General features: G+C 27.3%; 18 protein-coding genes. 4 read left to right on the plus strand and 14 right to left on the minus strand.

Annotated elements, in window-relative coordinates; translation table 11 throughout:
- Window positions 1–58 precede the first annotated feature (58 nt).
- The gene (locus OW763_RS00620; protein ID WP_268039123.1) at window positions 59–961 is read left to right on the plus strand and encodes an alpha/beta hydrolase; all 903 of its coding nucleotides are present in this window, start codon (window positions 59–61) and stop codon (window positions 959–961) included.
- Window positions 962–1,058: 97 nt separating this feature from the next.
- On the opposite strand, the gene OW763_RS00625 is transcribed toward OW763_RS00620, so the two are convergent.
- The 5 genes from OW763_RS00625 to OW763_RS00645 all read right to left on the minus strand — a co-directional run bounded on the left by OW763_RS00625 (window position 1,059) and on the right by OW763_RS00645 (window position 6,101).
- On the minus strand, window positions 1,059–1,292 hold the full coding sequence (locus OW763_RS00625; protein WP_268039124.1) for a hypothetical protein: 234 nt from the start codon (window positions 1,290–1,292) through the stop codon (window positions 1,059–1,061).
- Between the two features lie 50 nt (window positions 1,293–1,342).
- Complete coding sequence (locus OW763_RS16880) at window positions 1,343–3,250, minus strand: CehA/McbA family metallohydrolase (protein WP_268039125.1); 1,908 nt, start codon at window positions 3,248–3,250, stop codon at window positions 1,343–1,345.
- A gap of 87 nt (window positions 3,251–3,337) precedes the next feature.
- A complete protein-coding gene (locus tag OW763_RS00635; RefSeq protein WP_268039126.1) occupies window positions 3,338–4,861 on the minus strand; it encodes a sensor histidine kinase in 1,524 nt (507 codons plus the stop codon).
- Window positions 4,854–5,537, minus strand: coding sequence for a response regulator transcription factor (locus OW763_RS00640; protein WP_268039127.1), 684 nt, complete (start codon window positions 5,535–5,537; stop codon window positions 4,854–4,856). Before OW763_RS00640 ends, OW763_RS00635 begins: the two co-directional genes overlap by 8 nt.
- A gap of 102 nt (window positions 5,538–5,639) precedes the next feature.
- Entirely contained in the window at window positions 5,640–6,101 is a 462-nt protein-coding gene (locus OW763_RS00645; protein WP_268039128.1) for a DUF4342 domain-containing protein, read from the minus strand.
- A 193-nt stretch (window positions 6,102–6,294) separates the two neighbouring features.
- Here OW763_RS00645 and OW763_RS00650 point away from each other — a divergent pair, with 193 nt between their 5' ends.
- Window positions 6,295–7,722 (plus strand): NosD domain-containing protein, encoded by a 1,428-nt coding sequence (locus tag OW763_RS00650; RefSeq protein ID WP_268039130.1) that lies wholly within the window; start codon window positions 6,295–6,297, stop codon window positions 7,720–7,722.
- A 72-nt stretch (window positions 7,723–7,794) separates the two neighbouring features.
- Window positions 7,795–8,748 (plus strand): 2-hydroxyacid dehydrogenase, encoded by a 954-nt coding sequence (locus OW763_RS00655; protein WP_268039131.1) that lies wholly within the window; start codon window positions 7,795–7,797, stop codon window positions 8,746–8,748.
- A 41-nt stretch (window positions 8,749–8,789) separates the two neighbouring features.
- Here the strand turns inward: OW763_RS00655 and OW763_RS00660 are convergent, their stop codons facing one another.
- The 3 genes from OW763_RS00660 to OW763_RS00670 all read right to left on the minus strand — a co-directional run bounded on the left by OW763_RS00660 (window position 8,790) and on the right by OW763_RS00670 (window position 12,617).
- Complete coding sequence (locus OW763_RS00660; RefSeq protein ID WP_268039133.1) at window positions 8,790–10,253, minus strand: LexA family protein; 1,464 nt, start codon at window positions 10,251–10,253, stop codon at window positions 8,790–8,792.
- A gap of 126 nt (window positions 10,254–10,379) precedes the next feature.
- Window positions 10,380–11,582 carry a cation:proton antiporter gene (locus tag OW763_RS00665; protein WP_268039134.1) on the minus strand — a complete coding sequence of 401 codons (1,203 nt, stop codon included), beginning with the start codon at window positions 11,580–11,582 and terminating at the stop codon, window positions 10,380–10,382.
- A 210-nt stretch (window positions 11,583–11,792) separates the two neighbouring features.
- Window positions 11,793–12,617, minus strand: a complete 825-nt coding sequence (locus OW763_RS00670; RefSeq protein WP_268039136.1) for a mechanosensitive ion channel family protein — start codon at window positions 12,615–12,617, stop codon at window positions 11,793–11,795.
- Window positions 12,618–12,853: 236 nt separating this feature from the next.
- Here OW763_RS00670 and OW763_RS00675 point away from each other — a divergent pair, with 236 nt between their 5' ends.
- Window positions 12,854–13,219: a LapA family protein gene (locus tag OW763_RS00675; RefSeq protein ID WP_268039137.1), complete on the plus strand. Its 366-nt coding sequence runs from the start codon at window positions 12,854–12,856 to the stop codon at window positions 13,217–13,219.
- 26 nt (window positions 13,220–13,245) lie between these two features.
- Here the strand turns inward: OW763_RS00675 and OW763_RS00680 are convergent, their stop codons facing one another.
- The 6 genes from OW763_RS00680 to cheB all read right to left on the minus strand — a co-directional run bounded on the left by OW763_RS00680 (window position 13,246) and on the right by cheB (window position 19,168).
- Window positions 13,246–14,415, minus strand: a complete 1,170-nt coding sequence (locus OW763_RS00680) for a M20 family metallopeptidase (RefSeq protein ID WP_268039138.1) — start codon at window positions 14,413–14,415, stop codon at window positions 13,246–13,248.
- 175 nt (window positions 14,416–14,590) lie between these two features.
- Window positions 14,591–16,360 (minus strand): diguanylate cyclase domain-containing protein, encoded by a 1,770-nt coding sequence (locus OW763_RS00685; protein ID WP_268039139.1) that lies wholly within the window; start codon window positions 16,358–16,360, stop codon window positions 14,591–14,593.
- A gap of 17 nt (window positions 16,361–16,377) precedes the next feature.
- Window positions 16,378–16,845, minus strand: a complete 468-nt coding sequence (locus tag OW763_RS00690; protein ID WP_268039140.1) for a chemotaxis protein CheX — start codon at window positions 16,843–16,845, stop codon at window positions 16,378–16,380.
- 2 nt (window positions 16,846–16,847) lie between these two features.
- Window positions 16,848–17,222, minus strand: coding sequence for a response regulator (locus tag OW763_RS00695; protein ID WP_268039141.1), 375 nt, complete (start codon window positions 17,220–17,222; stop codon window positions 16,848–16,850).
- A 5-nt stretch (window positions 17,223–17,227) separates the two neighbouring features.
- Entirely contained in the window at window positions 17,228–18,076 is an 849-nt protein-coding gene (locus OW763_RS00700; RefSeq protein ID WP_268039142.1) for a CheR family methyltransferase, read from the minus strand.
- A gap of 12 nt (window positions 18,077–18,088) precedes the next feature.
- Window positions 18,089–19,168, minus strand: a complete 1,080-nt coding sequence (cheB, locus tag OW763_RS00705) for a chemotaxis-specific protein-glutamate methyltransferase CheB (RefSeq protein WP_268039143.1) — start codon at window positions 19,166–19,168, stop codon at window positions 18,089–18,091.
- Between the last annotated feature and the right edge of the window lie 9 nt (window positions 19,169–19,177).

Here is a 19,177-nt window from a genome sequence, read left to right on the forward strand (position 1 = left end):
CCTCAATTTATAATCAATAAGCTTTTTATTCTATAAAAAATCTTGGGGGACAAAAATTATGCACATAATTATTACATTACTTATAATTTCATCATTATTACTTATATTTATAGGCTTTTATTTTTCAAACCTAGTTATAAACCCTAAAATAAGAGACTATGATTCAACTTACACTAAAGAAATAAAAACAGGTAAAATAATAAAAGAAAACTTTGAAAAATTACAAAATGAGATTTTAAAAATAAAATCACCTTATGGATATACTCTTAATGCTATATTTTTTCCCAATAATTCTTCTAAAAAAGTTATTATTTTCTCTCACGGAATAACCTGTAACCTTAATACTTCCATAAAATATATGAACATATTTTTAAAACGAGACTTTAACATACTTATTTATGATCATAGAAATCACGGAAAAAGTGAAGGTAAATATACAACCTTTGGATACTATGAAAAGTATGACCTTAAAACTTGTGTTGACTGGATATTAAATAGGATAGGACATGATGCAATTATAGGAATTCATGGTGAATCAATGGGCGCCAGTACAGCTCTTCAAACATGTGCTATTGATGATAGAGTAGCTTTTTATATAGCAGATTGTCCTTTTAGCGATTTAACTGAGATTTTAAAATTTAGATTAAAAGAAGAGTATAAATTCCTTTGTTGTCCTATAATTCCTATAGCAAGTTTATTCAGTAAAATAAGAACTGGTATGTCTTTTAAAGACGTTTCACCTATAAAATCTATTAACAACAATAACACCCCTATCTTTTTTATTCATGGAGAAAACGATAACTATATTCCTAAAGAAATGAGTATAGATATGTATACAATAAAAACTGGACCAAAGAAACTATATATTTCACCAAATGCTGATCACGCAGAAGCTTACTTGAAAAATAAAAAAGAATACGATAAATTAGTAGGAGAATTTTTAAAAGAGATTGGTTTATAATCCAATCTCTTTTAAACAGCTTTATATAAAAAACAATAGAGTACATAAAATTGTTCAAATTAATCAATCAAGTATTTATGAATAACCTATTCTTAATTTATAATATTAAATCCTTATTTTTAAGTTCTTCTCTAAACGCTTTTAAAAGTTTTTCTATTTTTTCATTGTCTTTACTAAAATCTATTTCATCTTTATATTCTTCACATTGTTTCTCTATATGTTTTGCAATTTCTTTTATTGTATTTGCATTTCTATCTAATCCTTCGCCACAAGTACTTTCATTACTGATGGTTTTACCATTTTTAAGCTTATAAAAGAAACTTATTTTCATATTATTCTCCTCCTAATAATCTAATATATTTTTATGGAAGGATTTTTATTCTATTTATTTTTAATATATTTTATAATATTCTTAACTTGTGCAAATATAGGAGAAGATATCCCTTGTCTACCATTTCTGTGTATTATTCTAACTACATACCACGCATCATCATTTACAATTAATGGTAATCTCCATTCTACTTTATTAGAAATTTCAAAATTCTTTTCTTCTAATATTCTTCCTCCATTAGATATTATTTGAATTTTATCTATAGGCGATGATTCATCTTCAGCAACAATTTGCAACTCCATTTCGTCTCCTTTATTTAACTCAATTACACTTCCCATCCAGTGATTATTAGCTTTAACAGTAAGTTTAAGGGTTTTAGTTTCAGAAGAATAAGTTCTTCTGAAATTCATTGCATTTATAATGGAATCTACATCTAACTTATCAGTAATAACAACCATTACATTATCAAAATCCCCCCAATTGTCTCTGTGGTTGTCCTGTCCATTTGTAGCACCAATATGCCACCCATTATCTAGTGCTTTAAAATAATATTCTTCCATTCTATGATAACCATGAGGTGGAACACCATTTCCTACTTCAATTAAATTTACAAACTTGTCAAATTCATTTAAGTATTCTACATTTTCAATCGAATCATTAGGATGATTAGCACAAAGTATTATGTTACCTTGAGTGCATATCCATTCATATAAATCATTTATTTTTTCAATTCTTTTTATTGTAATAATATTTTTATTGTTAATAATGTTCATATGATGCCAAAGCTCAGTTTTAACTTCAAATCCTACCATGGCAAGAAAATCATCATACTGTTTGTTTATCTTATTTGCTTCAAGGTTAATAGCTTCCCATCTACTCTTTCTTTCTCCTTTATATATTATAGCTTTAGGAGTATTGCATTTAGGACAAATCAAGCCATTAAGGTGATCAGTTACAATTAAAAAATCAAGTTTATTATTTCGTGCATGTTCATATGCATCTGTAGGTGTCCCTTTGCCATCAGAATAAGATGTATGTGAGTGAGAAATACCATAGTAAAATTTATAATCTGTATCCTTACTTTCAACTGAAAAACACCACTGAAACTCATATGAATTATTATCTATATCACAAACTGATATTTTAATATAATGTTGACCAACCCCCAACTCTTTATCTGGGATATAACTTATCATATTTTCATTAACTAATACTGGAACTTTCTTATTATCCAAATATAGCTGAACAGTAGTTAAGTTCAAAAAAGACTGCTTTTGTTTTAAAAAAGCGCATATTTTAGGAGTTGTATCAAAGATTGATGTCATGTTTCCAGGAATAAAATCAAATTCTATTTTAGAATGCACCTTAACTATATCTCTTGTATTTCTTATATACAACTGCTGTTTATATCCACCATAAACAATAGCCGTGATATCAACCAAATCTCCATTTTTTATATTAGATAAATTCAATTTATTGTATATATACACCCTATTCCCCGTACTATCTACCAATTTAGCTTTCATAGAAGAATCAAGATTTTCAATTCTAACATTTTTTATCTTTACAATTTGAGATTCATATTCACTATATTTTCCATCAATAATCTTTTGTATTGTTATATCATATATCTTTGGCAATATATGATCTGAAGATAGCTTCTTTATTTTATATTTTTTTATTTTTATCATTCTTTTTTTATTTATTCTTCCTGTTACCTCTACTAAATCCCCTTTTTCAAAGCTGTCTCCATCTATTTTTTTATATAAGTTAATTCCTGCTGTGTTATCTTGTATAAATATTTTTTCTCCTGCCGAAGTAACAATTCCTTGTACTTTAACCCTTGTATATGATAACTTATTTCTAGCTTCTTCTATAGTAATTACATCATTATTTTGGTCTTCTTTTAATTTATTATTTTCTGATATTATGAACTTATTTAGACGTGAGCTGTTCACTTAACATCACCTTTACTTATTACTTAACAAAATTACAAAATTCACTTTGTTAATTTATTCCTTAATATAATAATATATATTTTTCTTTTATGATGTTACATAAGTTGCTTTATTTTTTATAGGAATAGAAATACTAATTTTAGTACCAAAATCAACAACACTTTTGATATTTATTGTGCCTTTATGCTGAGCTATAATCCATTTTGCAATTGATAAGCCAAGCCCTGTTCCACCTTTATCTTTAGATCTTGATTTATCCGAGCGATAAAATCTATTAAAAACATAGGGAATATCTTCTTTAGGAATTCCTATACCCGTATCTTCAATTACAAGTATAGCTTTATTCTTGTTAGAATATGCATTTACTGTTATACTTCCTTTTTCAGCAGTAAATTTTATACTGTTATCTATAAATATTCTCAATGTCTGCTTTAATAACTTACGATCTGCAAATATCAAAATTTTTTCATCTGTTTTATTAATAATTTCATGATTAGTATCAATTAATTTGGTTTCCTTAAAAACCTCATCTACCAATTCATCCAAATAAAACTCACTTTTTTCTACCTTTTGAGTTTTCTTATCTGCTCTTGCAAGGAATAATAGCTTTTCAACTAGCTCCTTCATGTTTTGGGATTCACTTTTAATTGCAATTATAGATTCTTCTAAAACTTCCTTATCATTTTTTCCCCATCTATTGAGTAAATTAACATATCCCTGAATTACTGCAATTGGAGTTCTAAGTTCATGAGATGCATCCGATACAAATTGATTTTGCCTTTCATAAGATTCCTGAATTCTATCAAACATCTCATTAAAAGTTTGTGCTAATTCTTTAAGCTCGTCATGAGAACCATTAACATTAAGACGAGTATCTAAATTTTTAATATTAATAGCTTTTACAATTTTCGTCATATCATCTACAGGACGCAGCATCTTTTTACTTACTTTTGAAGCTACTACCATTGTTATAATTATTATAATAATATCTAAAACAACTAACGCAGTAAGCAGTATAAAAAAATATTCATTTTCCTCTTCCAAGTTTTTTGAAAACTGAAGATAATAAATTTTATCATTAACACTAATACCTTTATTTAAAATAAGTTTTTCATAATTATTTGTATCCCTAATAACTTCAGAATAATTTATATTAGGAATGTAATAACTTTCATATTCATTATCTTTAATAGATGTATAAATTAATTTCTTATTAATATCAAAAACATTAACTTCTATATTTTCTCTTAATACAGTATCATATATAAGTTTCTCAGGAATTTCTGAAATATTCTTCATCTTATTAACTATAATCTCGCTGTTTTTATCTACATTTTCACGTGTTTGTTCTATTAAAAAGAATTTAAATCCAAATAAAATCCCCACACTTACTAAAAAAAGAAGAATGGACAATATAAACGTATATACAAATGTAATTTTGAAAGTAATAGAAAATCGTAAAAGCCTTTTAAAACTGTTAATTATACCACTTAGTATAAACTGCAGCGCTTTAAAAAGTCCTGGTATTATATATATAATCTTCTTAATTATAATAAATGTATAATAAAAAATAACTTTTAGCATCTTTATTAATTTTGTTTTTTTATTCATCTTTTAGAAGGTATCCCACCCCTCGAATTGTATAAATAAATTTTTTATTATATTTATTATCGATTTTAGTTCTTAAATATCGTATATATACATCAACCACATTAGTATCTCCTAAATAATCAAACCCCCATACATTTTCCATAATTTGTTCTCTTGACAAAGCTATGTTTTGGTTTTCCATAAGATATTTTAACAGATCAAATTCCGTTTTTGTTAAATCTATATTTTCACTATTATAAGTTACAATATACTTGTTCAAATCCAAAGTTAATCCTCCTACATAAAAACTTTTTGAGGATTTAGTTTGAGAATTTTTTCTTTTTAATGTTACACGAATTCTAGCCAATAGCTCTTCTATAGCAAAAGGTTTCGTCATATAATCATCTGCACCAGTATCAAGCCCCATTACAACATCCATAGTTTCATCCTTTGCAGTCAACATTATAATTGGTGTTTCTGAAACCTGACGTATTCTTCGACATACTTCCATACCATTTAGTCCTGGTAACATTACATCTAATAAAATTAGATCATATTCTTCACTTAAAGCTTTTTCAAGCCCAGTTCTCCCATCATGTGCTTGCTCAACATTGTAACCTTCATATTTTAATTCTAATTCAACAAAACGAGCAATTTTCACTTCATCTTCTACTATAAGAATTTTTTGTGATGTCAATTTAATTCCTCCTAAAACAACTTCTTACTTTAAATTATATACTATTCCAATGTTTGTAAACAATAACAAAACAAAACTGACATAATATATATGTCAGTTCTATTAACACTCTTTTTTTACTTCACTGTCTTCAGTATTTATATCATCTATTACCTTGCTAACTTTATTTGTAATTTTATCTAGCACCTTATTTACTGAACAATCCTTTTCGTCATTTTTTTCTATTCTTATTTTATGTTTTGTAATTAGAGCAAGTAAAAAAACAACTAATACAACCGGTGTAGCAAAAATAGTAAATACAATAACTAAATTAAGTGGTATATTTAAAGCATTTTTTTCTTGTTTCTTTATTACAACTCTTGTTAGATTACCTTTTCTTATGATTTTTTTCATTTTACTAAAAAATTGACTTGAACATTTTTCTTTAGTTTTTTTTGCCCCTTCAAGGTATATTAATGCTTCTACCATTTCACCATTACATTTTTCTAAAGCTTCTTTTGCCTCCTTATACCCTACATGTGCTCTCTCTCTTAATAAATCAATTTGTTGTAATGATATTGCCATATTAATCCCTCCAAAATAATTTTATCTTCTTTACACTATCTATTATATTTAATAAAAATTAGAGTTATCTTAGTAAAAGATTAGAATTTGATTAGAAATTAAAATTCTTCAAGTAACTAAATTTACTAACAAATTATATAATGTTAATGGGCAATTAATGTTGCTCAAATATTAGAAAAGGAAGTTATGCTGTATGGATGAAATTATTATTAAAAACAGTAATCATTTAATAGAAAATATAGACAATTCCTTAGAACTAAAAGAAGAAAAAATAATAATAACTTCACTTTTAGAAAAATCTCCTGTAATATTTTTAAATGAAAAAGGATGGAGTGATGCGTCTGCTGGTAATTGGGATCCAAATACTAGAACAGCAACGTTAATTCAGGATATACATGCAACAATTGAAATTGATATAGATAATGTTATTCTTAATGGTAATAATAAAAAAATAGAAGGTTCTGATATTGGTATTGGAATATTTGTTCCTCATAAAAACAAAGTTACTTTAAAAAATCTAGATATATCACATTTTTCTTATGGAATTTTATATGAAAGATGTGATCATACCAAAATAGTAAATTGTAAAACAAACCACAACATAGGCCCTGGAATATTATTATTTAATTGTTATAATAACAAGTTAAATAACAACATTAGTTCTTACAATAGTACTAATGGATTCTCTTTATCTAATTGCCACTATAATAAAATAAAAAATAATATTATTGAAAATAATTTTAATAAAAATAGCGATAAGTCTTCAAATGGCATATTATTGAATAGTACTCATAACACAGAACTTGATAATAACAAGTTTATATCAAATCAAAAATATGGATTGTTGTTAAGAGATTGTTATAATGCTGATATTAAAAACAACTCTTTCAATAATAATACTACTGCACTTAAATGTGATTATTGTATGGATATATACGTTAATGAAAATAAAGTATTTAACAATTTAGCTAATGGTATAAAATTATGTTATTGTAACAAATGTACAATTGAAGATAATAAGGTTTATTCAAATTCTTACACAGGAATACAGTTAAATGGAAGTAACTCAAATGAAATTGAAAATAATGAAGTTTATAATACCAATGTTGGAATAGAACTTTATTTTTCAAATTCTAATACTATTTTAGAAAATACTATTACTGACAATAAAAAACATGGTATAGTGCTAAGAGATAATTCATTTCATAATGATATAATAAGAAACATTATTTCAAAAAATCATGACGGAATATATTTAAGTTTAGCACATTATAATAAAGTTTATGAAAATACAATTTCCTATAATATTAACTATGGAATCTATATATATACTTCTAGCATTAATAAAATCTATAACAACAATTTTATTAATAATACAAAACAAGCCGCTGATATACTCGGAAACAACTCAATGAATATGTATGATTATAAATGTGGTAATCATTGGAGTGATTGGACAAGTCCAGATGATAACTATGATTGTATAGCGGATAAACCTTATAAAATAGAAGGTGGAAATGAAGATAAACTTCCATGGATAATGCCTAATGGATGGTATTACAATTCTACACCTCGTACATTATGGTTATATTTAAATAAACTATTAAATAATCTTAAATAAAAAATTATGTAATTGACCTTGAAATTTATTATGATATTATTAACATATATAGAAAAAGAGAGGTGTTATTCAATGCGTATTGTTATGTTAGAACCCTTAGCTGTAAGTAAAGAAACTATCGATTCCCTTGCTAAATCTTTTACTAATCAAGGTCATGAATTTATTCCATGTTATCAAAAAACAGAGAATAAAGAGGCTCTTATTGCTCAAGCATCAGGAGCAGATGTATTTATTATTGCAAACTCTCCACTTAGTGCTGAAGTAATAAACTCAGCCCCTAATCTTAAAATGATTTCTGTTGCATTTACTGGTATAGATCATGTAGATATACAAGCTTGTAAAGAAAAAGAAATTACCATATGTAACGCTGCTGGTTATTCTACTCATTCAGTGGCTGAATTAACTTTTGGTCTTATTTTGTCTACTCTAAGGAATATTGTTCCATGTGATACTGCTGCAAGAAATGAAAACACCAAAGCAGGATTAGTGGGAAATGAACTTTATAATAAAACCCTTGGCATTGTAGGTACTGGTGCTATTGGAATAAGAGTAGCCGAAATTGGAAAAGCTTTTGGTTGTAAATTATTAGGTTATAGTAGAACTAAAAAACAAACTGCAGAAAATATAGGAATTAAATATGTAAGTCTTGAAAAACTTTTAAGCAAAAGTGACATTGTAAGCTTACATGTTCCTCTTACAGCTGAAACAAAGTCGCTTATTAATAAAGAGCGTATAGCATTAATGAAACCTTCAAGCATATTAATTAATGTTGCAAGAGGACCTGTTGTTGATAGTAATGCTCTTGCTGAAGCATTAAACAATTATAAGATTTCGGGAGCTGGTATTGATGTATTTGAAATGGAACCTCCTATTCCTGAAGACCATCCATTGTTAAACGCTAAAAATACTGTTGTTACTCCACATGCAGCTTTTGCTACAGATGAATCTATGGTTAGAAGAGCGGAAATAACATTTAATAATGTACTATCATGGTTAAATGATGAACCTGAAAATGTAATGCTTTAAAACTATCACTTGCATCAAACTTTAAGCTTAAAGTTTGATGCTTAGTTTTTTCTTATTACCCCTACTGCTTTTCCTATTAAATATATTCCTTCCTCATTAACTGGAATTGGGTCATACTTCTCGTTTTCCGGCATAAGTAACACTTTATTTTTTCCTATATGGAGTCTTTTTAACGTTGCACTTCCTTCAAGGTTAACAGCTACTATATCATTATGATTGGCACTAAATTGTTGTTGAACAACTACATAATCTCCATCATGAATATTAGCATTTATCATACTATTTCCTTTTACTTTAAGAATAAAACATTTTTTTAATCCCTTTAACCAATATTCAGGAATATAAAAGTTATCTTGCTGTTCTGTATCTATCAATATAGGTTCTCCTGCAGCTATATTACTAAATACTGGTATTTGTCTTAATTCTTCATTCTTATACTCCATATCCCCATCTTCATCATTAACAATAATCTCATTAAGATTGATATAATCTCGTGTCATATCAAATCTTTTATTATGCCTAAAATCAAAATATTCAAATTTTTCAATAGAAGAATCTTCTTTTTCCTTCAATGTATCATAGCTACTTTTAAAATTATATCTTTTTATTTTTACACCTAATTCTTTAGAATATATCCTTCCTCTTCTTACAAACGCAGAATACAAACTTTCTTTTTTATCTATATCAACTATAAATGTAATAGTTGAATATGGCCTTTCATTCTGTAATGTTTTAATAAATTCTATTTGTGACTTTGTATAATTTTCACTTTCATCTATAAATATATGTGAATATTTTGTATTTGCTTTTCTTTTAGCTTCTTTTATTGCAAATAACACAGCATCTTCATAATCTATGTGCCCTTGTTCTTTAATCTTTTCATTATATATTTTCATTAATTTAAATATTGCTTCTCTTGCTATACTATTTTTCTTAAGCGTTGATGGACCTTCTCCTCTTTTGCATTTTCTACCTTTTCTTTGAGCAGTTTTATATTCTTCACATGTTTCATAATTAAAACTCTTAATCCACTTTATTTCATCAATAAAAAAATTTATATAAGCCTCTTTTAATATTCTCATTCTTGGATAAAACTTTTTAACTTCTGGGAGACTTTGCTTTATAATTCTTCTCTTTATATCATCACTGAAAATAAGCTTATAGCTTATTTTATTGTTTTTATTATATTCATTAAAATATTCTTTTATAATATCATCCAACTTAACTATATGTGTTTTGCTTTCCGAACTAGAAAATAAAGTATAATAATCGTATTTCGTATCTTTTTCAAGCCTATTATATATATTATTTATGTAATCAAAATGATTTTGACTATAAGCTATCATCAAAATTTTTTCATCCTGACAAAGCGAATAATTATTCTTTAAGTACAAAGCTCTATATACTGATGCTGTAGTTTTACCACAACCTTCTATTCCTTTTATTATGCTGTATCTACTTGGTTTACTATCAATTAACTTTAATTGTTCTTTATTTGCTTGCATACACTCCCATCCCCCCTAAAAGAAACACTTATAAATTCAAACACTCTATTTTATTATAACATATTAAGATATTAAAAATATATTGTATAAATCATTGCATTTTTGCAAGGATTTATACAATATATCTTATGTTATCTTATTAATTTTTTTATTATCATTTACATAAACTATTTTAAGTAAAATAGGTGTTATGAGTGTTGTTACTATAACAACCAGTACTATTGGAGCAAAATACACTGAGCTAAGCAAACCAAGAGCAGCACCTTTATTTGCTATAATAAGAGCCACCTCTCCTCTTGAAACCATTCCTACTCCAATACGAATAGAATCTTCATTTGTATAACCACAAAGTCTAGCTCCTAATCCACATCCTATTATTTTAGTTACTATGGCAATTACTAACAGAACTATAGTAAATATTATCATTTTTGAATTCATGCCACTAATAGATGTATTAATACCTACATTAGCAAAAAAAATAGGAGATAGAAGCATATAACTCATAATTTCAATTCTGCGCTGTACATATTTACTTTGACATGTATTGGATATGACAACACCTGCTATAAAAGCACCAGTAATATCCGCTACTCCAAAACAATATTCTGAAACATAAGCAAAAACTAAACAAAAACTAAAAGCAATTAAAGGTATTCTCCTTTTTCTACCACAATCTTCAGATAATTTTTCGAATAAATAACTGAACCCTATTCCTACTATAACTGCAAGTACGAAAAAGGCTAAAATTTTCATAAATATTATCCCTAAGTGCACAGAAGAATCAGTAGTACTAGTTACTATTGTTAATAAAACAATACCTAAAATATCATCAATAATAGCTGCACCCATTATAGCCGTTCCAGAAGTGCTTTTTAGTTTACCTAATTCTTGTAATGTTTCAACAGTTATACTCACCGACGTTGCTGTTAAAACTATCCCAATAAAAACATTTTCTAAAAATGCTTTAGAGTAAATATTAATAAAGCTACTTCCACTACTATTAAAAATAGAAGCTGCTAAAAAACCTCCAAGTAAAGGAACTAACACACCAATTAGTGCAATTAGAAATGAAGCTTTTCCACATTTTTTTAATTCTTTAAAATCAGATTCCAATCCAGCTTGAAACATTAAAACAATAACCCCAAGTTCTGCCATTCTAGTTATAAAATCTGTTTCGTGAACTATGTTAAGTAAAGAAGGTCCAAAAATAAGCCCAGCCAATAAAGCTCCTACTACTTGAGGCATTCTAAACTTTCGTGTCAATAATCCTAATACTTTTGTACTTAATAAAATTATTGCTAAATCTAAAAGAAAATGAATAGAAAGCATTTAGACACCTCTCTTTTTTAGTTTTTATATATTTATTTGTATGTAAAATTTTATTTAATAATTACTTATATTAAAATCAAAATTTCAATGAATATCATGTTCCATAAAAATCTGAAATAATGGAAGTAAAATTCAACTACACACATAACTTTTATAATTTGATACAAAAAAAGCCATTCACTTGAATGACTTTGCTCTTATACCTTAAGGTTATTTTTTTAACATTACATCCATATGAGGATATGGTATGTTGATACCTTCTTCATCAAATCTAATTTTCACTATTTCTAGAAGATCATAATATACAGTCCAGTAATCTTCTGACTTACACCATACTCTAACAACAAAATTAACTGAACTTTCTCCATGTTCTCCTACTCTAATAAATGGTTCTGGATCATCTAATATCAATTTATGATTTTGCATAATATCCTTTAATACACTCTTAACTCTATTAACATCTTCTTCATATCCAACTCCAAAAACCAAATCTACTCTTCTTGTAGGCATAGCAGAATAATTAACAGCACTAGCATTAGATAAGCTACCATTTGGAATTAAAATCATTCGATTATCAGGTGTTTTTAAAGTTGTATAAAAAACTTGTATTTCTTCTACTGTTCCTGCATATCCAGCAACTTCAATATAATCTCCTAATTTAAAAGGCTTTAATAATAAAATTAAAACTCCACCTGCGAAATTAGCTAAACTTCCCTGCAACGCTAACCCTACAGCTAACCCTGCTGATCCTATTATAGCAACAAAAGATGTTGTTTCAACCCCAGCCATACCTATCACAGTAATGAACAGCAATATTTTTAATGCAATTCTTGTTACCGATAATATGAAAGACTCTAATGATTTATCTACTTTTGATTTTTTTACTGCTTTTTCAATTATCTTTACTAAATATTTAATTATTTTCATTCCGATTAAAAATACAACTACTGCAGTAATTAATTTCATTCCATAAGTCGTCACTAAATCTGTCAAATATTTTTCATTTATTTTGTTAAATACACTAATCCCATCCATATAAAATCACCTTTTCCTCTTATGTATTTTTTTATAAACTATACTTATATATTCGCGCTGAAAAAATATATATGCAACATAATAAACATATTTTATCAGTACATTGAATTTTTTTCAATATTTTTTAAATACTATTTATATATTCTTAATAATTTTATATAATATTATTAAAGACATGTCAAATTAATTTTAGAATTATGGAATTTAATAAAATAATAATTTGTTGAGGTGATTTTATGAGAATTGGATTTATTTTTTCATTATTGTTTGGAATTCTAGTTACAATCTTTGCTTTACAAAATGCCGACACTGTTTCAATTAAATTTTTCTCTGGTAATATTCAAATATCACAAGCACTTATAATTTTTATATCTGCAATTTCTGGTGCATTAATTGTTACATTATTAGGTCTTTACAGGGAATTACGCCTAAAGCTAAAACTTAGACAACAAAACAAAACAATTTCTCAACTACAAAAAGAAATTTCAGAACATAAACTAGAACTAGAAAACTTAAATACAAAACTAGCTACTTCTTCCTTACAAAACATGTTAAATAAACCCTTAGAAGAAGATTTAAATGATGAAAATTCAACTGAATAATCTAAGAAAAGTGCAACGCACTTTTCTTAGATAGTTAAACTATTTTTATTAAACTCTTCTTTTATTTTATTCAAAAGATCTTCATTTTTTATAATTTCTACACCAGTTAAAACTAATGTTCCTATTGCTTTACACATACCTTCATAAGCAGTTGGTCTACATGTTGCTTCAGCAAATTCGACAGTATGAGCTACCACATCTTTATCACTTATTTTAAAGTATGGATGTATTGCAGGGCAAACATAGCTTACATTTCCCACATCTGAAGAACCATAGCCCTGTTTAGGTTCATTTATTTCTTCAACCCCCATACCGTTTGACATTTTACAATAAATATCTGACAATGTTTTATTTGTAATCATATCATAATATGGTACCTCATCATTAATTATTTCCAATTTAGCCCCTGCTCCCAAAGCAGCTCCTTTAGCACAATCTTCAACCTTTTTTACTAATTCTTTAACATAAGATTTTTTAGCTGCTCTAACATAAAATTCAGTTACAGCTAATTCAGGAACTATATTAGGTGCTTTTCCACCTTCGGTAATTATCCCATGTATTCTAGCATCAGAAGCTATATGCTGTCTTAAAGCATTTATATTATTAAAAGTATTTATAGCTGCATCCAGTGCATTTATTCCCTTTTCTGGTTCAGACGCAGCATGAGCTGACTTACCTTTATAAATAAATTTTATAGATTCCATAGCTAAGAAGCTGCCACTCTTATAGTAATTCCCAGCAGGATGTGCTTCCATAGCAACATCTACATCATTAAAAGCCCCATTAGCAGCCATTTTAACTTTAGCTCCTCCAATTTCTTCTGCTGGAGTTCCAAATACAATAACCTTTCCCCCTAAATCAGATATTAATTTACTTAAAATTATACCTGCTCCACTGCTGACTACACCTAATATATTATGTCCACAGCCGTGTCCTATCTGAGGTAAAGCATCATATTCTGATAAATATGCTATTGTTGGTCCTTTTCTACCACTATCAAAAACCGCTTTAAAGGCAGTTTTAAAATTCATATATTTCTCTTCAACAGTAAACCCATGCCTTTTTAACAAATCCATATGTACTTTGCAAGCCTTATATTCTTCATACCCTAATTCAGGATTATTAAAAATATACTCACTAATTTCAATTAATTCACTTTTCAATTTTTCTGTTAAGTTCACTACTTTTTTAATCATTGTTTGTTCCCCCTTTTGAAAAATTATACCATATTCTTTTCTATGTTAACTAGTTCATACATATTGGTAATTACGCAATTTCATCAAATATTAAAACTATTTTCATATAAAAACTACCCCTTAAAATATCATACAGACATTTTCCATCTGTATCCACTTTAAGGGGTAGTTTTTATTATTGAATACAATAAATCACTTTCTTAAATACCTCAACTAAATTAGGATCGAATTGAGTTCCTGAACATCTTGTTATTTCTAAAACTGCTTCCTCTTTGCTCATAGCCTTCCTATATTTTCTATGAGTAGTCATGGAATCATATGCCTCTGCAATAGCTATCATTCTAGAAATCAAAGGTATTTGATTTCCTCTTAATTTATGTGGATATCCATTTCCATCCCATCTTTCATGATGGTACAAAATATACTCTGCTATAGGAATACACTCCTTAATACTCATAGATATTCTATATCCAATCTCCGGATGTTTCTTAACTATGTCAAATTCTTTTCTGTCTAGTTTGGATTTTTTATTCATTATTTTTTCTGGTACAACAATCATACCTATATCACCTAGTTTTTGATATATAGTTAATTCTTCTAATTGCTTTTGTGAAAACTCCAATTTTATTCCCATTTCAATTAATACTTTTCCTATTTTAGCAAGGTTTTTTTCTTGTTTATAAGGATTTTGTTTTAATTTCTTTTTTAAATATTCCAATATTTCTTCTCGTATTCTTTTGCTTTCTATAAATTTCTTGGAATACATATTTTCATCTGCTTCACTTATAATAGTAGATATATCCTGTTCCACTGTTTCTTTTGTAGCTATTCCTATAGCCATACTAACCTTACCTAGTACAGTCTTTTGTACACTACAAATCTCATTTATCTTTTTTTCTATTTTTTCTGCCATATTTCTATCCGTATTGGGAAGCACTATTATAAATTCATCGCCTCCTAATCTTGCAACTAAATCACATTTCCTACAACTTTCAGTTATTGCTTTTGCTGCCGTCTTTATTAAATCATCTCCTGCTTTATGTCCAAATACATCATTAGTTAATTTCAATCCATTTAAATCTGTAACCATTATGCTAATTGGCATATCTTCTTCTGTATCCAATTTACTAAATTCCTGTTCAAAATAAGTTCTATTATAAACTCCTGTTAATTGATCATGAAAGGTTAAGTAATATATATCGTTTTGTAATTTTTTTTCTTCTGATATATCAGAAAAAGTAATAACACACCCCATTTTTTCTCTATTTTTTTTAGGTATAGCCGTTACCTTACAAATAATTATATATTCTTTATTATCATTTCCCACCAAAACCACTTCTGTTTTTTCTTTTAATTTCATTATATCTATCTTTTGCCTAGTTTTATAATCTATTAATTTAACAACATCATTTAGTTTAACATTTGTAGCTTCACCACTGTATCCAGTAATACTTTGAGCATTTTCATTCATAAATTTAATATTACCATTTCTATCTGTTGCAATAACACCATCTTCTATACTTTGTAAAATTGTATTTAGCCATTTTCTCTCTTCTTGTAATTTATTTTTCATCTTATGCTTGTACAATGTCATTTCAATATTAAAATAAAGTTCTGCTTCCTTAAAAGGCTTTATTAAAAAAGAATATCCTTTACTTAATTTTGCTTCTTCTAGCATATCCTTATCTGATAAAGCTGTAAGATATATTACAGGTATATTTAATATATTTGTTATTTTTGTAGCTGCTTCAAGCCCATTCATTTCTCCTTCCAATTGTATATCCATAAGAATTATATCTGGATTATAAATTAGGGCAGATCTAATAGCACTTTGGCCTGTAGAACATATATCTGCTATTTCATATTTGAAATTAAGTAAGCTTTTTTTAATTGTTTTTGCTGTTGCTGTTGAATCCTCTACAATTAATACCTTTATTTCATTCATTTACTCGCTCCCCCAAATTAGTCTATATAATAAACCTGTAGTAAAAGCTCTTTGCTTTCTATAAAATAGCTTTTTGTAATTTTTAGAATGTTATCTTTATGAAAAATAAAATGATTATCTCCAACTATAGTAAAAGGAGGAGTTATATTAAAATAGTATTTTGTGCCTTTTAGCAATGCCTTGGTTCTACCTGCTATCATATTTATAATTTCTCCCACTCCATCATAAACTTCCTCATTTCTTAAATTCTCAGATGAAATTCCCGTCATATACGATATAATTAAACTAGCTGATTCTTTTGACATAGTTAAAGACATAAATGCTTTTTTTTCTCCTACCATAATCATAGCTCCTGATATTTCACCTTTGCACATACTATTTTGTTGATTTGTATTTTCTTCAATATATAATCCTGTCATAGTTTCAATAACATCTTTTATTGCAATATTAAGACTCTGTTCTAAGTAAATTATTTCTTTATCCAAGCTCACTCTCCCCTTCCCAACGATTCAAGCATCTTTTTTGTAACTTCTTCCATGGTGAAGGGTTTAATAACATAATGTATAGCTCCAGCCTGTATAGCTTTTATAATATTTAACTTTTCACTTTCTGTAGTTACCATCATAACAGGGATATTTTTGAATCTATCTTCTACTTTAAGTTTACTTAATAATTCAAAACCATCTATACCAGGCATATTCCAATCTAATAAAATTAGAGCAATATCTTTATATTCTTGTTCTATAATTTTCAAGGCATCTTCTCCATCTGCTGCCTCAAGGAAATCATACTCTATTACTTCTACTGCCATTTTCATTATTTTTCTTATTATAGCTGAATCATCAACAGATAAAATTTTCATTATATTCACCTCTTTACCTCATAATACACACTGCCCATATAATTCTTTTTATCATAACATTCATTATAGTTAAAGTATATTTCTGAACTTCCTAAGAAAAATTTACCATTTTCTTTCAAAGCCAATGCTATCCTTTTTAAAATATCATTTTTTAAATTGTCTGAGAAATATATCATAACATATCTGCAATATATCAAATCAAAATTTCCTAGGAAAACAAAACTTCTCTGCAAATTAAATCTATAAAACTTAACCATTTCCTTTATATTATCGTTTAAAATATAAACCCTACCTTTTTTTTGAAAATATTTTGCCTTATAAAATTCTGGCAACCCTCTCATAATAGATATAGCATCATATCTAGCTGATTTAGCAATCTCTATTATAGCACCTGAAATATCCGTTGCTATTATTTCAAATTGTGATGTACTTACATCTAAAATGTTATTTTTACTTAAATAATTATCTATTATCATAGCCATTGTATAAGGTTCCTGACCAGTAGAACATCCTGCACTCCATATTCTAACTTTATTTTTTTTATTTTCTCTTAGCATATTTACATATTGAGGCATTAAAACATTTTCTAATACTTCCCACGACTTTTTATCTCTAAACCACAAAGTTTCATTTGTAGTTATTGCATCGATTACCTTTTCAGTAATATACTCATTTTGATTATTATAAATTAATTTATAAAATTGTTCAAAAGTATTACATTTAAAATCTATAAGTAATTTTGAAAGTCTACTTTCAATCAAGTAAGCTTTATCATCTGAAAGCAAAATCCCACACTTATCTTCAATATATCTTTTCATAAGAGCAAACTCTTCTGATGACACATTTACTATCATTCTTATCACATCCTACACTTGTGTTAATATATTTATTCTATTTCCTATGTAAAGTATATCCAAACACTCATCTGAAAGCCCCTTATTGTCTACACATTTAGGCATACCATAAACTACACAACTATCTTCACTTTGTGTTATACAATAACAGTCACAGCTTTTCTTTAATTCTTTAACTCCTTCTACTCCATCACATCCCATTCCTGTTAATATAATAACTAAAACTTTTTTTCCACTATATTCTCTAGCAATAGATTTAAAAAGCACATCTGCTGAAGGTCTAACACCATTAACATAAGATGTATCTTTAGTTTTAATTATCTTTTCATTATTCCTGCTTTCTACTAGCGTATGTAGTCCGCCCTTAGCAATTAATACTTCTCCCAATTTTATTATTTCTTCATTTTTTGCTTCACTAACAGATAAATTGCATACCCTATCTAGTGATTTTGCCAAGGATTTAGTAAATTCAGAAGGCATATGCTGCACCACTAAAATAGGTTTATTTATATTATTATTTAACTTGTCCAATACTTTTTCTAGTGCTGTAGGTCCTCCAGTAGAGGATGCTATAAGTATTATATCTGGATTCTTAAAATTTTTCACTTTATATTTCATGACTTGTTTTTCCAAATAGGTGTTTTTACATTTTTTTTTCTCATCTAAATCAGTTAATGTATTTTTTGTGTTTTTATCAATAAAAATTTGATTTAAAATCATTTTTAAATTATTAGTAACCTTTTTAGAATTATTTATTTTTATACTTGGCTTTCTTATAAACTCTATAGCACCATTATTTAATGCTTCAATTGTTAATTTTGCAGTAGCATTGCTTGTTCCAGTTATTATAATCACCTTTATTTGTGGATATCTTTTCCTTACTATTTTAAGAATTTCTACTCCTTCCATTTCTAACACTACTATGTCTAAAAACATCACATCAAATTTAGAATATCTCATTCTTTCTAACGCTATAATTCCATTTGAGGCTGTATATTCAACTTTTGCTATACTCGTATTATTAACAATATTTCTAATTAGATTTCTGTCTAAAGTAGAATTTTCCACAACTAATACATTAAGCTTACCCAAGTAATCACT

The sequence above is a fragment of the Clostridium aestuarii genome, from assembly GCF_026735135.1.
Classification (GTDB): domain Bacteria; phylum Bacillota; class Clostridia; order Clostridiales; family Clostridiaceae; genus Clostridium_H; species Clostridium_H aestuarii.

What these genes read in the sequence shown, in the direction of transcription:
- OW763_RS00685 (WP_268039139.1), bottom strand. Translation starts at nt 16,360, where the DNA reads ATGAATGAAATAAAGGTATTAATTGTAGAGGATTCAACAGCAACAGCA.
- OW763_RS00700 (WP_268039142.1), bottom strand. Translation starts at nt 18,076, where the DNA reads ATGATAGTAAATGTGTCATCAGAAGAGTTTGCTCTTATGAAAAGATAT.
- OW763_RS00670 (WP_268039136.1), bottom strand. Translation starts at nt 12,617, where the DNA reads ATGGATGGGATTAGTGTATTTAACAAAATAAATGAAAAATATTTGACA.
- OW763_RS00675 (WP_268039137.1), top strand. Translation starts at nt 12,854, where the DNA reads ATGAGAATTGGATTTATTTTTTCATTATTGTTTGGAATTCTAGTTACA.
- OW763_RS00680 (WP_268039138.1), bottom strand. Translation starts at nt 14,415, where the DNA reads ATGATTAAAAAAGTAGTGAACTTAACAGAAAAATTGAAAAGTGAATTA.
- OW763_RS00655 (WP_268039131.1), top strand. Translation starts at nt 7,795, where the DNA reads ATGCGTATTGTTATGTTAGAACCCTTAGCTGTAAGTAAAGAAACTATC.
- OW763_RS00645 (WP_268039128.1), bottom strand. Translation starts at nt 6,101, where the DNA reads ATGGCAATATCATTACAACAAATTGATTTATTAAGAGAGAGAGCACAT.
- OW763_RS00620 (WP_268039123.1), top strand. Translation starts at nt 59, where the DNA reads ATGCACATAATTATTACATTACTTATAATTTCATCATTATTACTTATA.
- OW763_RS00625 (WP_268039124.1), bottom strand. Translation starts at nt 1,292, where the DNA reads ATGAAAATAAGTTTCTTTTATAAGCTTAAAAATGGTAAAACCATCAGT.
- OW763_RS00695 (WP_268039141.1), bottom strand. Translation starts at nt 17,222, where the DNA reads ATGAAAATTTTATCTGTTGATGATTCAGCTATAATAAGAAAAATAATG.
- OW763_RS00665 (WP_268039134.1), bottom strand. Translation starts at nt 11,582, where the DNA reads ATGCTTTCTATTCATTTTCTTTTAGATTTAGCAATAATTTTATTAAGT.
- OW763_RS00660 (WP_268039133.1), bottom strand. Translation starts at nt 10,253, where the DNA reads ATGCAAGCAAATAAAGAACAATTAAAGTTAATTGATAGTAAACCAAGT.
- OW763_RS00650 (WP_268039130.1), top strand. Translation starts at nt 6,295, where the DNA reads ATGGATGAAATTATTATTAAAAACAGTAATCATTTAATAGAAAATATA.
- OW763_RS00635 (WP_268039126.1), bottom strand. Translation starts at nt 4,861, where the DNA reads ATGAATAAAAAAACAAAATTAATAAAGATGCTAAAAGTTATTTTTTAT.